The organism is Aristaeella hokkaidonensis, assembly GCF_018128945.1.
In the GTDB taxonomy this organism is placed as follows: Bacteria; Bacillota; Clostridia; order Christensenellales; family Aristaeellaceae; genus Aristaeella; species Aristaeella hokkaidonensis.
In genome coordinates this window covers 1886565-1899150 of sequence record NZ_CP068393.1, presented here as the reverse complement: position 1 = coordinate 1899150, position 12586 = coordinate 1886565, and the positions used below count along the sequence as shown (strand labels likewise).

General features: G+C 55.5%; 12 protein-coding genes. 5 read left to right on the top strand and 7 right to left on the bottom strand.

The window, feature by feature from the left end; genetic code table 11:
• Nucleotides 1-92: 92 nt before the first annotated feature.
• From JYE49_RS08615 to JYE49_RS08600, 4 genes are read right to left on the bottom strand one after another with little or no spacing between them, the layout of a single operon-like run.
• Nucleotides 93-1169: a substrate-binding domain-containing protein gene (locus JYE49_RS08615; protein WP_093957093.1), complete on the bottom strand. Its 1077-nt coding sequence runs from the start codon at nt 1167-1169 to the stop codon at nt 93-95.
• Nucleotides 1170-1227: 58 nt separating this feature from the next.
• Entirely contained in the window at nt 1228-2235 is a 1008-nt protein-coding gene (locus tag JYE49_RS08610; protein WP_093957094.1) for an ABC transporter permease, read from the bottom strand.
• Between the two features lie 25 nt (nt 2236-2260).
• Entirely contained in the window at nt 2261-3286 is a 1026-nt protein-coding gene (locus JYE49_RS08605; RefSeq protein ID WP_283399369.1) for an ABC transporter permease, read from the bottom strand.
• Nucleotides 3283-4818 carry a sugar ABC transporter ATP-binding protein gene (locus tag JYE49_RS08600; RefSeq protein ID WP_093957095.1) on the bottom strand — a complete coding sequence of 512 codons (1536 nt, stop codon included), beginning with the start codon at nt 4816-4818 and terminating at the stop codon, nt 3283-3285. The genes JYE49_RS08605 and JYE49_RS08600 overlap by 4 nt, the downstream gene beginning before the upstream one ends.
• A 319-nt stretch (nt 4819-5137) precedes the next feature.
• Here JYE49_RS08600 and JYE49_RS08595 point away from each other — a divergent pair, with 319 nt between their 5' ends.
• A complete protein-coding gene (locus tag JYE49_RS08595; RefSeq protein WP_093957096.1) occupies nt 5138-5905 on the top strand; it encodes a GNAT family N-acetyltransferase in 768 nt (255 codons plus the stop codon).
• A gap of 78 nt (nt 5906-5983) precedes the next feature.
• Here JYE49_RS08595 and JYE49_RS08590 read toward each other — a convergent pair whose 3' ends face one another.
• From JYE49_RS08590 to JYE49_RS08580, 3 genes are all read right to left on the bottom strand, one after another.
• Entirely contained in the window at nt 5984-6220 is a 237-nt protein-coding gene (locus JYE49_RS08590; protein WP_093957097.1) for a hypothetical protein, read from the bottom strand.
• A gap of 179 nt (nt 6221-6399) precedes the next feature.
• Complete coding sequence (locus tag JYE49_RS08585) at nt 6400-7632, bottom strand: glycerate kinase type-2 family protein (protein ID WP_093957098.1); 1233 nt, start codon at nt 7630-7632, stop codon at nt 6400-6402.
• Nucleotides 7633-7857: 225 nt separating this feature from the next.
• Nucleotides 7858-9216: a GntP family permease gene (locus tag JYE49_RS08580; RefSeq protein WP_093957099.1), complete on the bottom strand. Its 1359-nt coding sequence runs from the start codon at nt 9214-9216 to the stop codon at nt 7858-7860.
• 208 nt (nt 9217-9424) lie between these two features.
• Here JYE49_RS08580 and JYE49_RS08575 point away from each other — a divergent pair, with 208 nt between their 5' ends.
• The 4 genes from JYE49_RS08575 to JYE49_RS08560 all read left to right on the top strand — a co-directional run bounded on the left by JYE49_RS08575 (nt 9425) and on the right by JYE49_RS08560 (nt 12175).
• Nucleotides 9425-10099, top strand: coding sequence for a response regulator transcription factor (locus JYE49_RS08575; protein WP_304582627.1), 675 nt, complete (start codon nt 9425-9427; stop codon nt 10097-10099).
• Entirely contained in the window at nt 10063-10941 is an 879-nt protein-coding gene (locus tag JYE49_RS08570) for a sensor histidine kinase (protein WP_093957101.1), read from the top strand. The genes JYE49_RS08575 and JYE49_RS08570 overlap by 37 nt, the downstream gene beginning before the upstream one ends.
• Before the next feature lie 107 nt (nt 10942-11048).
• Nucleotides 11049-11342, top strand: coding sequence for a transposase (locus JYE49_RS08565; protein WP_093957102.1), 294 nt, complete (start codon nt 11049-11051; stop codon nt 11340-11342).
• Nucleotides 11339-12175: an IS3 family transposase gene (locus JYE49_RS08560; RefSeq protein ID WP_093957103.1), complete on the top strand. Its 837-nt coding sequence runs from the start codon at nt 11339-11341 to the stop codon at nt 12173-12175. Before JYE49_RS08565 ends, JYE49_RS08560 begins: the two co-directional genes overlap by 4 nt.
• The last annotated feature ends 411 nt before the right edge of the window (nt 12176-12586 follow it).

Genomic DNA, 12586 nt, shown 5'->3' with positions numbered 1-12586 from the left:
CGGTTTGCCTGACAGAGAGAAAACGGATGGAGATCCGGAGATCCCCATCCGTTCCTTACCGGACCCGTCAGGAACGGGCTCGATGAGTAAGATCAGTCATACAGGTTGTCAGCGATCTCGGGAGTATCGATGTTCTCGAGGGTGTAGAAAGCACAACCGGTATCGGTGTCTTCAACGGCTTCGCCCTTGGCACTGGCCAGGAGCAGGTCGATGGTCACGCGGCCGATGCCGACGGGGGACTGGGTCACAGCGCCGTACATAACGCCGCTGCGGATGGCGGCCTTCAGGGTAGCACCGGAGTCAAAGCCCACAGCGATGACGGTGTCATCACCGGTGCCGCACTTGAACAGGTTGTTGTCAGCGGCGACAACGCCTTCAGCGGCAACCTGGTTGGAACCGAACACAGCGATCAGGTCTTCTTCGTTCAGCAGCACGGAAGCTTCATTGGCGCACAGTTCCACGGTGGACTGAGCGGGCACCTTGGCTTCGATGATGATCTTGGCGTCAGCTTCAGCGGCCTTCTCACCCTTGATGCCGTTGACATAGAATTCGTTACCGGTCACGGCAACCTTCCAGCCCTTTTCAGCGGCCAGCTCGATGATCCTGTCGATGAAACCGAGGCCGCGCTGGGTCACGGATTCACCGGTGGCGTCCTGGTTGACTTCACCAATGCGGACAGTACCGGGGGCAGCTTCGATCCGGGCAACGATCTTCGCCCACATACCATCGGCGGCAACGGTGCCGGCGATGTAGTTGTTGGTGGAAGCGTTGGCATAGACAGCGCCTTCGGGAGCGCCGGGAACACCGGAGTCAAAACCGATGATCGGGATCTTCTTGGACAGGGCATCATTCAGCAGATCGTTGAAAGCGTTCTGGTCAACGGCGGCGAAACCGATGGCGGCGGGAGCGGCGTTCAGCGCAGAGGTGAACTGCTGTACCTGCTGGGCCACATCAGATTCGGAGTCGGGGCCGACGAAGTTCATGGTGATCTTGTCAGTGCCTTCAGCATTGATCTTGTCCACTTCTTCCTTGGCGCCTTTCAGAACAGCCTGCCAATAGGTGGACTGGAAGCCCTTCGAGACGATCTCGAAGTGGTACTCATCCGCGAACGCGGCAGAGATACCGAGAACCATAACCAGGGCAAGGATGAGAGCGACCAGTTTCTTCATATGGGGATACCTCCTTACTTTATATATGTACATCCGTCCGGGATGCCACATACGGAAATCATTTGCCGTTGCGCATCTTATCGATGGTCACGGCGCCCATCAGGATACAGCCGGTGATGAGCAGCTGCCAGTCGGCATTCAGTCCGACGAAGGGGAGACCGACCTGCAGCAGGGAGATCAGGAGCACGCCCAGGAAGGTTCCGAAGACAGAACCGGAACCGCCGGTCATAGCCGTGCCGCCGATGATGGCGGCGCCGATGGCGTTCAGCTCAAAGCCGGCGCCCTGGCCGGGCGTGATATTGGAGAAGGTGGCGGCGTAGGTCACGGCTGCCAGGCCGGTGAACAGGCCGCAGATCATATAGGCGAAGATGTGCCACTTCAGCACGTTTACCCCGGAAAGCTTCAGGGCTTCCTTGTTGGAGCCGATGGCGATGGTATAGCGTCCGACGCGGGTCTTGTTGAGGACCAGGGACATGATGATGACCAGCAGGATCATCCAGACCATTCCCAGGGGAACGGGCATCCGCCCGGTATCTGTTTTGACCACGAGCCGGAAAACGCTCCGGAATCCGGCACCGGGTTCCATGCCGTCCGGCCAGGTGCCGGAGAAGCCGCCGGTAAGGATGGAGCCGATGCCGCGGCAGAACATCATGCTGGCCAGGGTCATGATAAAGGGCGGGACATTCAGCTTGGCTACGCCGAAGCCGTTTACCGCGCCCATGGTGACGCCCATGAGAATCGTGATGATAATCGCCGCCCACAGGGGCCAGCCGCAGATGCGCATCAGGTAGGAGCCGATCAGTGAATAGCAGATCAGGCCGGTACCCATGCTCAGGTCATTACCGCCGGTGATCAGCGGGAAGGTGACGCCGATGGCCATGAGCAGCGTGTAATACATGTTGCTGCAGATCTGCACAAGAGTCGTGTACTTCCGGAAGGAAGGACTGGCGATGTAGAAGAAGCCGTACAGCAGGATCAGAACCGCGATGATGATCAGGCGCTGGAAGGCGCTGGAACGGATGAATGCCGAGCGGGCTGCTTTTTTCCGGTCAATGGTGTTTTCCATTTGCTTACCCCTTTCTCCGCATTTGTCAGTTCCTGCGGCGGCGGCTCATCACGTCAGCGATTACCGCGCCGAGAAGGATCAGAGCAGTCAGAGAATACTGGAAGGCAATGTTGAAGCCCATGGACAGGATGCCTTCCTGCATGATGGCGATGATGAAGGAGCCGATCACGGTGCCGAGGATGGAGGCGAGGCCGCCGGCCATGGAAGTGCCGCCCATGACGCAGGCCGCAATGGCTTCATTGTTGAAGGTGTCGCCTTTGACCGGCTGGACCGTGGTGTAGCATCCGACATAGAAGATGGCGGCCAGTCCGGCGAGGGTACCGCAGATTACATAGGCCAGCATCTCCCAGCGGCGCGTATCCACGCCGGAGAGGCGGACAGCCTCCCGGTTGGCACCCAGGCAGATCATGTAACGGCCGGCCTTGGTCTTGTTCAGCACGATGGAGCAGATGATCGCCACGATGATCAGGATGATCAGGCCGGTAGGGATGTTCAGCTTGCTGCCGCCTACGGTGACCTCCAGGTTGGAGAGCTTCCGGTACCAGCCGCCCGGATCGGTACTGCCGGGCCAGGATACATTCTGGGTCTTGGTGAAGATGGAACCGATGCCCTTGGCGATCTGCATCAGCGCCAGGGAGGTGATGAAGGATGGCAGGTGCAGGTAGGAGACGAAGAAGCCGCCGACCGTACCGAAGACCATACCGATGAGGGGGCACATGATCAGGGAAATCCACATGGGGAATCCATAGTTATTGAAACAGTAGCCTGAGATCAGCGCCGCCGCGAACATGACCGGACCGACGGAGAAGTCGATACCGCCCGTGGCGATAACGAAGGTGACGCCCAGGGCCAGGAAACCGATGAAGTATCCGTAGTTGATGGCGCTGGTGAACCGGGCATAGGTCAGGAAGACGTTGCCGTGATTCAGCACACCGCTGAGTACCTGGAAGATCAGGCACAGCAGGATGATGACACCGATCAGGACGACCCGGTTGAAGCCCATAATCCTGACCAGCCTGAGGGATTTGAACCGTTCAAGCATTGCTTTCATACCGCCTCTCCCTCCTGCCGGGCTTTCCGGTTCTGCATATCAATATCCCGGGTGGCGGCGGCCATGATCTTTTCCTGGGTGGCCTCCGCAATATCAAACTCACCGGTTTTCCGGCCTTCGCACATGACGATGATCCGGTCGGACATGCGCAGGATTTCTGCCAGCTCCGAAGAGATCATGATGATGGCTTTGCCGGAGGCAGCCAGCTGATTCATGAGTTCGTAGATTTCCTGCTTGGCGCCGACGTCGATGCCGCGGGTCGGCTCGTCAAAGATCATGATCTGGGAATCGTTGACCAGCCATTTCGCGATAACCACCTTCTGCTGGTTGCCGCCGGAGAGGTTTTCAACCAGCTGGTCGATGCCGGGGGTCTTTGTCTTCAGTGCGTCCACATATTTCTGTGTAACGGCCTCTTCCGCGGCCTTGTCAATGAAGATTCCTTTGGTGTATTTCTTCAGGGTGGCCAGGGTGGAATTCTCCGTGATGTTCTTCTTCAGAACGACACCGAAACGTTTCCGATCTTCGGATAAATAACTAAGCCCTGCTTCTACTGCCTCTTTCGGAGAGGTGATGGACACTTTCTCTCCGTTGATCCAGATGTCGCCGCTCTGCTTGGGATCGGCTCCGAACAGGGCGCGGGCGGTCTCGGTCCGGCCGGCGCCGACCAGGCCCGCAAAGCCAAGGATTTCACCCCGGTGCAGTTCAAAACTGACGTCCTGAACCATCCGCCCGGCGTTGAGGTGTTCCACCTTCAGGACCACCGGCGCATCCGCAGCGCAGCGGCTCTCGGTCTTGGGCTCTTCATAGATGACGCGGCCGACCATCATGTCGATGATGTCTTCCTTGGTGCACTCCTCGGTGATCAGGGTGCCGATATACTGGCCGTCCCGCATGACGGAGACCCGGTCCGTGATCTTCTTGATCTCATCCATGCGGTGGGAAATATAGACAATACCGTATCCGCGGGCCCGCAGGTCCCGGATGATGACAAAGAGCTGATCGATCTCCGCGTCGGTCAGCGCCGCGGTGGGCTCGTCAAAAATGATGACCTTCGCGTCATGGGAAATAGCCTTGGCGATTTCGCACATCTGCTGCTTTGCCACGGTCAGGCTGCTCATGGTCTCTTTGGGATCGATCTCGATATTCAGCTGGGCGAAAAGCTTGCGGGCTTCTTCATTCATGGCTTTGTCATTGATGAACAGGCCGCGCTTCGGCTCCCGGCCGATGAAGATATTCTGGGCGACGGTCAGGTGGCCCATCATGTTCAGCTCCTGGTGAACGATGACGATCCCGGCCTGCTGCGCCTCCCGGGGATTATGGAATTCGACTTCCTTTCCCTCGAAGGTGATGGAACCGGCATCTTTGGTATAGATTCCGGTGAGCACTTTCATCAGGGTGGACTTGCCGGCGCCGTTTTCACCCATGAGGGCATGGACTTCCCCGCGACGGACTTCAAAATCGACATGATCCAGGGCGTGAACGCCGGGGAAGTATTTGTCGATCCCTTTCATTGTCAGGATCACTTCTCCCATGAAGCATCCTCCTTTGGTGATGATCATCAGGCTGCAAATATATAAATGAAGACTGAAATCAAGCCGGTTTCAACGGCTTCAATATATGAATAACAGCCTACAATAACCTAACGTTTCATTTCTACGGCATAAACGCCGGTGCTTGTGTATAGAATAATATAGGCATACATGCTTGTCAAGGGAGAAAATGAAAAACAGGATAAAAAAGTGAATCGTTTCGCCGAATAACGGGCAGAATTTCTGATTAGTTACTTTTGGATGAATCCGATTTGCTGTATAATGACAAAACCATCTGAAAGAGGATCAGGAGAGAGTGTGTATGACGTACAAGGAGATCCTGGCGGCTGCGATGCGGCAGTCAGCCATTGACTGTTCCTGCGGGGAAGAGGACTTCCGCGGGGTTACCCATGTATTCGTTGAAAACAAGGCATCGGAACAGGCAAGCAAGTTCCTGAAAAGCCCCAATACCTGCAGGCTGGTCTCCTACGGCTCCAACGTCGTGGCCTCCTGCCGGAAGGACCTGATCCCGGAAGTGGAAGCGCTTGTGAACGGACAGGAAAAGTTTCACCGGTGCTTTGAGCCGATGGCCATCTATGAGCTGAACAAAATCCTGCAGAAAGCAGGCGCCCGGGTGGCCTGGATGCACAGCTTCTACCTGCCGGATCCGGACGCGGTTTTCAGTGCGGAACTGACCTGTCCCTATGAGATGCGGGAAATGCATCCGGAGGATTTCACGGATTTGTATGTGCCGGAATGGAGTAACGCGCTGAGCAGTCCGGCGAAGAAGCACCTGGATATGCTGGGCTACGGTGCCTACGACGGGGACAAGCTGATTGGCCTGGCGGGATGCTCCGATGACTGCGTGGAGATGTGGCAGATCGGGATTGACGTGCTGCCGGAATACCGGCGCAAAGGCGTGGCATCCGCGCTGACCAACAGGCTGGCACGGGCAATCTTTGAACATGGGAAAATCCCGCTGTATGCTGCGGCCTGGTCCAATGTGCGGTCCATCCGGAACGGGATGAAGAGCGGATTCAGGCCGGCATGGGCGGCGCTCGAGTCAGAAATAATTAATACTGAAAACTGAAAACTTAAGACTTAAAAATGATGGAAAAAGCCCACTTCCGAAACTACGGAAGTGGGCTTTTTGATTGTTTGAACTGAATTACGCTACGGCATTCAGGTAGTTGAAGAGTTTCATTTCATCCTTATAGGAGGAAGCGAACAGTTCGGGCTCGTTGATGCCTTCGCCACGAATCATTTCTGCGATACCCAGGTAACGCTGTGCAGGATCTTTCAGGTCATATTGATCACCCTGCGCAGTGACAACCAGCACGGAAGCGTCGCAGCGGTCGAGTGTTTCTTCAAACAGTTTCAGTTCATCATTATTTCTGATCTTCATTGTATTCACTCCTTTGCGATCAGAATGTCCGGAAGAAGTTGTACGGCTCCTTCCGTATAACTATGATACAACAAAGAAATGGCAATACAATCGAAATTCAGGCGATTTCAGGGACAAATTGTACAGGTTTAAGCATACATGTCGTATCTGGCCAAAAACAGACACATGGGTTTTACCGGTCAGTCCAGGAGGGCAACAGCCACGTCATTCACGTTGGTGCCGGTGGGGCCGGTGATGATCAGGCCGCCGGTTTTCTCCAGGGCGTGATAGGCGTCGTTGTCCTGCAGCACCGCGTCAATGGACAGGCCATGGGCCAGCAGTTCCGCACAGGTATCGCCGTCCGCATAGCCGCCGGCGGCATCCGTGGGGCCGTCGGTCCCGTCGCTGCCGACGGAGAAGACCGCCGCCCGTTCCAGCCCGGCGATGCCTGCCGCGGCGGAAAGAGCAATCTCCTGGTTCCGTCCGCCTTTTCCATGGCCGGTCAGCTTTACAACCGTTTCGCCGCCGGCGATGAAGGCCATAGCCTTGGGATCCCCGGCGTGGGTTTTCAGGATGGAAGCGAGGAAGCTGCCGGCTTCCCGGGCCTGGCAGCAGAGCTGATCGGTCAGGAGGACAGGTTCATAGCCCAGGTTCCGGCAGGTGACGGCCGCGGCCGCGCACAGCTCCCGGACACTGCCGTTGATCTGGGTATGCACGTTATCCAGCGTCTTGGGCGTTTCAATCGTCAGCAGGCGTTCCGCCGCGTCAGACATCCGCAGGTTGTACTTCTGCCGGATGCGCTGGGCGTCCTCGGCGGTGGCAGAGTCCGGACAGGCAGGACCGGAAGCGATCATGTCCAGCGGATCCCCGAGGATATCGGAGAGGACGACGGCTTCCACCTTGCCAGGCCAGCAGAGCTGGGCAAAACGGCCGCCCTTGACCTGGGACAGGCGTTTGCGGATGGTGTTGATCTCCACAATATCCGCGCCGCAGGCCAGCAGCTGGCCGGTGATATCCTGCAGCTCCTCCGCGGGGACCAGCGGCTTTTCAAACAGCGCGCTGCCGCCGCCGGAGAGGAGGAAGAGGACAGTGTCCTTTTCCGACAGGTCCGCCACGAGATCCAGGGCTGCCTGGGTGCCCCGGAAGGAGTTTTCATCCGGCACCGGATGGCCTGCCTCAAAGCAGGTGAAATTTGCGATGGGACCCATGACATGATCGTATTTGGTGACGACCACGCCGTTTTCAATCCGGTCGCCAAGGCAGTCGGAAGCTGCCTTTGCCATCTGCCACGCGGCTTTGCCGGCGGCTACCAGCAGTACCCGGCCGGGGAACTCCATGCCGGAAAGGGCACGCTGCACAGCCGCGTCCGGCTGTACCGCCGCGATGGCTTCGCGGACGATCTGATCCGCATGATCACGCAATTGTCGGTTCATATAAACCTCCAGGGATGATAATGAAAAATGAATACTGAAAACTGAAAACTTAAAAACGATGGATGGATGGCTACACCATCCTTTGAATAAATGCGTCCTTCGGACGTAGTAAGGGATTCCTCGACTATGCTCGGAATGACACCAGGTTTCGTATCGCAAGTAGATGGATGAGAAGAAGACGCGCACCATGTCCGAAGGCATGGTGCGCTGAGGTTTTGGTTGAGATCAGAAAATCAGACTGAGGATAAAGATCTCAATAATGGAAGCAATACCGATGACCAGGGTCATCAGGGTCTGGGTCTTGTAGCCCTGCTCAGGCTGCATATCACCGAAGTTGGTAACCACCCAGAAGTAGCTGTCGTTGGCATGGGAGACGGTCATTGCGCCGGCACCGATGGCCATGACCACCAGGGCGATCTGCACGGGAGCAGTGAAGCCAAGCACACCGAGGAGCGGCGCCACAATACCGGCCGTGGTTGTAATCGCGACGGTGGAGGAACCCTGTGCGCTCTTGAGGATAGCCGCGAGCAGGAAGGGGAAGAAGATGCCGATGGCCTGCAGGGTGGTGGCGTTGGCGGTGATGTAGTTGACCATATCGGAGGAGGAAATCACCTTGCCAAGTACGCCGCCGGCCGCGGTGACGAACAGGATCGGTCCGACAGTCTTCAGGGTTTCATTGGTCAGATTGTAGAAATCCTTGCCCTTGCCGGCAGTGAAAAGCTGGATGATGGCCAGGACAGCACCGACGGCCAGAGCCATGATGGGTTTGCCCAGGAAGGTCAGCAGGTCAGCAAAAGCTCCGGTCCAGCCGGCCATGGAGGAAACGGAGGACAGGGCCATCAGCAGGATCGGGATCAGCAGGGGAGCCAGGGCATTGCAACCGCCCGGCAGCTTGCCGTATTCGGCCTTGAGCTCTTCATAGGTCTTGACCACTTCGCCGTTGTCAACGGTCTCATCGGCACTCTTGATCTTTTTGCCGATGAACTTGGCGAAGATCAGGCCGGCAATCAGCGGGAAGATGGAGCACAGCACGCCGATGCCGATGACCAGGAGCAGGTAATCTCCCGCACCGAGGGTCTGGGCCGCCGCGATGGGGCCGGGGGTCGGCGGGATGAACACATGGGAGATGTAAAGGCCGCAGGAGAGGCAGACCGTCATCGCCACGGAGGAGACGCCGGTACGCTTGACCAGGGCTTTACGGATGGGGTTCAGGATAACGAAGCCGCTGTCGCAGAAGACGGGGATGGAAACCACCCAGCCCATCAGCTCGATGGCCAGCTGGGGATTCTTTTCACCCACCAGTTTGATCACCATGTCAGCCAGCTTCAGGGCAGCGCCGGTCTTTTCCAGCACAGCGCCGATGAAGGCACCGAGGATGATGACAATACCAATGGAGGTGAAGGTCCCGGAGAAGCCCGAACCGATGATATCGGGAATCTGTTTCAGCGGGATACCGGCAACAATGGCGAGCAGCAGCGAAATGCCCATGATCGCCAGGAAAGGATGAACCTTCAGCTTGGAGATCAGAAGGATCATCAGGACGATCGCGACAATGAACGCGATGATAAGCGGAAGACCGGTCATAAGAAACCCTCCTTACTAAATATGGAATTGTCGCCAACAGTTCAATACCATATGCAGTGTAGCACCGCAAAAACGGAATGTCAACGAAATTGTATTTATTTTGTATTTTGGCACTGACTTGCCCGCTTTCCTGCAGCGTGCTATCATAAAAACATGAATGCGCACAGTATACGCGCGCGGACGGATACAGAAACGGAGAATGATGATGATGAATACCATTCTGCTGGTGGAAGACGATACCGACCTGCGGGAAGGACTGACGGAGCTGTTTGTCCGGGACGGATATGAGGTAATCACCGCCGGCTCCCTGAAGGAAGCCCGGGAACGCCTGACGGACGCCGTGCAGGCAATGGTGATGGACGTGGGCCTGCCGGACGGCGACGGCGTCAGCCTGTGCCGGGAATGGCGGGAAGCCGGTGAAACCCGGCCGGTACTTTTCCTGACCGCCCGGGGCGAGGAGTTTGACGTGGTCCGGGGGCTGGATTCCGGCGGAAATGATTATGTGACCAAGCCTTTCCGGATGCAGGAGCTGCTGAGCCGGGTACGGGTGCTGCTGCGCAGCAGCCAGGCGGTCCGGCCCCTCAGCCGGAGCGGCTTTGTGGTGAACCGGGAACGGATGCAGGTGATGAAGGACGGCGAAGCGCTGCCCCTGACCCTGACGGAATACAAGATTGTGACCATGCTGATGGATCATCCGTCCGTGGTGCCGCGGGAACGCCTGCTGGAGGTCCTGTGGGACGAGGGCGGCAAGTTTATCGATGACAACACGCTGTCGGTGCATATGAGCCGGCTGCGGGAGAAGGTGGGCGCTGAGCACATCAGCACCATTCGGGGAGTGGGATATCAATGGTTGGATACATCCTCAGCGGAATCCTCCTGCTGATCCTGGCAGGAATCGTAATCCGCCACCTGTGCAACAACAGGCGGCTGAAACAGCTGTCCGAAAATATGGAGGATTACCTGGTAGGGATCGGCGGGAACCTGCCGCTTTCCCTGAAAGAGGATACGATCGCGCAGGTGGAGAACGCCGCCATGGAGATGCAGAACCGCATTGACGTGGCCGAAGAACGGTTCCGCCAGGAGGCAAAGCGGACCAGCAACCTGACGGCGGATATTTCCCATCAGCTGAAGACGCCCCTGGCCTCCCTGCGGCTGTACTGCGAAATGGATTCCAGCCCCCACTGTGAACAGCAGATTGTCCAGATTGAGCGCATGGAAACGCTGATCAGCAGCCTACTGCGGCTGGAAAGGCTTTGCGCGGACGGCTATCAGTTTGAATACGCGAAATGCGATCTCCGGAAGATGATTGAGCGGGACTGGCAGCAGATGCATCCCCTGTGGCCCGGACGGACGCTGACCATTGAAGGGGAGGCGACCATCCGCTGCGACGAGAAATGGCTGGCGGAAGCTTTCCGGAACCTGCTCAAGAACGCCTGTGAGCATACGGCGGAAGACGGACATATCTGGATCTATATGGAAACCACGGACAAGTTTTTATACTGCACGCTGGAGGACGACGGCGGCGGTGCCTCGCCGAAGGACCTGCCCCACCTGTTTGACCGCTTTTACCGGGCGGAGGGACAGAGCAAGAAGGGTGCCGGCCTGGGCCTGGCCATTGTGAAAGAGATTATTTACCGGCATCATGGGCAGATACTGGCACAGAATACAAAGAAGGGGCTGAAGTTTACGATTTCGATGCCGGTGCTGGACATGATCAGGACCTGAGATATAACTTAAAACTTAAGACTTAAGACTGAAGACTTGAGAGTTGTATAGTAAAAGTGGACACCTCGAAGACTGAATGATAAAGTAAAGGAAAGAGGTGGACACAAATGCATAGAACATACAGCAAAGAGTTTAAGATCAAAGCATGTGAACTGGTGTTAAAAGATGGACTCAAGTATGCGGTAGTGGCGGAGAAACTGGGGATAGACAAGATCCTGCTGTACCAGTGGACAAGCGCATACGAGACCTACGGAGAAGAAGCGTTTGTAGGGAAAGGACACCAGAGAGCAGCGGATGCCGAGTTGAAGAAGCTTCGAAAAGAGTATGAGAAGCTGAAAATGGAGAATGAGATCCTAAAAAAAGCAGCGGCATACTTTGCGAAACACCCAGCAGACGAGTGAGGTTTGCGAAAGAGGAACTCAAGGAATATCCGGTAAGTGAAGTATGCAAAGTGCTGGGTGTGTCAAAGAGTAATTACTACAAAGAAAGGAAACGGACAGAAAAAGAAGAAAAAGAAGAGGAAAAAGCGGTCGTTCAGTCTTTCGCAGAGAACCACGGAAGATATGGAAGGATACGCATCCGGAAGGAACTGCAAAGGAAAGGAATAGAGATTAGTGAATACCGGATAAGCAATATCCTGCGAAAGAACGGACTGAAAGCGAAGTGCGGCAGACGGAGAAAGTGGAGAAAAGAGAAGAAGGATGCTCCACAGTATCTGGAAGAGAACCTGATCAAGAAGAAATTCGAAGTAGTTCAGCCGAACTATCTATGGTGCAGTGACATAACAGAGCTGAGATGTCACGGAACAAAAGTTTATGTATGCGGCATTATAGACGTAGCGACAAGACGGATCGTTGGATGGAGCATCGCTAAAACGCAAACACAGAAGCTGGTGCAGGATGCATTCAGAATGGCTGTGGGAAGAAACCCAAAGCGGCCAGAGAATGCGGTGTACCACAGTGACCGAGGATGCCAGTACACAGCAAAGAAGACGAAGGAACTGGTCGAAAGCCATGGCTTTCGAAAGAGTATGTCCAGGCCGGGGAAACCGAATGACAACCAGCCGATTGAAAGCTTCTGGAGAACGCTTGAATGTGAAATGGATGATATCCGTTCACTGCGGTTTGAGGAAGCAGCCAGGACAATCGTGAACTTCATTGAGATGTACTACAATGCGGATCGCCTCCATTCAGGTATTAACTACATGTCGCCAAATGATTTTTTCAGTCTTTAATGTGTCCACTAATCTGTACAAGTTTCCTTAAAAATGAGTTGAAAATGAAATATTTGCCGATGGCAAATATGAAATATTGAGCCGCAAGCGGCTCAATGTGAAATATCGCTTCGCGATGTGAAATATTCGGCCAGAGGCCGAATGTGAAAGAGACTTCATTTCCGCGTTTGGTTTACTTTGGGATGATACCGGAGGAACCGTCCCCTCGGTATCCAAGATAATAAATGAATACTTAAAACTGAAGACTTAAAAATTGAGCGTCCTTCGGACGTAGTAAGGGATTCCTCCACGCGGCCTGCGGCCTTGGTCGGAATGACACCCTAACGATATTGCAGCTGCAGCGACCTGATTGCTTGTGCGTATCATATACGAGGTAAGGACTCTTGGTTGCTTACTTGAAAGAAGAAAGAA

Excerpts from the sequence above, each read along its gene's own strand:
- JYE49_RS08615 (WP_093957093.1), bottom strand. The coding sequence starts at position 1,169 with ATGAAGAAACTGGTCGCTCTCATCCTTGCCCTGGTTATGGTTCTCGGT.
- JYE49_RS08610 (WP_093957094.1), bottom strand. The coding sequence starts at position 2,235 with ATGGAAAACACCATTGACCGGAAAAAAGCAGCCCGCTCGGCATTCATC.
- JYE49_RS08605 (WP_283399369.1), bottom strand. The coding sequence starts at position 3,286 with ATGAAAGCAATGCTTGAACGGTTCAAATCCCTCAGGCTGGTCAGGATT.
- JYE49_RS08600 (WP_093957095.1), bottom strand. The coding sequence starts at position 4,818 with ATGGGAGAAGTGATCCTGACAATGAAAGGGATCGACAAATACTTCCCC.
- JYE49_RS08595 (WP_093957096.1), top strand. The coding sequence starts at position 5,138 with ATGACGTACAAGGAGATCCTGGCGGCTGCGATGCGGCAGTCAGCCATT.
- JYE49_RS08590 (WP_093957097.1), bottom strand. The coding sequence starts at position 6,220 with ATGAAGATCAGAAATAATGATGAACTGAAACTGTTTGAAGAAACACTC.
- JYE49_RS08585 (WP_093957098.1), bottom strand. The coding sequence starts at position 7,632 with ATGAACCGACAATTGCGTGATCATGCGGATCAGATCGTCCGCGAAGCC.
- JYE49_RS08580 (WP_093957099.1), bottom strand. The coding sequence starts at position 9,216 with ATGACCGGTCTTCCGCTTATCATCGCGTTCATTGTCGCGATCGTCCTG.
- JYE49_RS08575 (WP_304582627.1), top strand. The coding sequence starts at position 9,425 with ATGAATACCATTCTGCTGGTGGAAGACGATACCGACCTGCGGGAAGGA.
- JYE49_RS08570 (WP_093957101.1), top strand. The coding sequence starts at position 10,063 with ATGGTTGGATACATCCTCAGCGGAATCCTCCTGCTGATCCTGGCAGGA.
- JYE49_RS08565 (WP_093957102.1), top strand. The coding sequence starts at position 11,049 with ATGCATAGAACATACAGCAAAGAGTTTAAGATCAAAGCATGTGAACTG.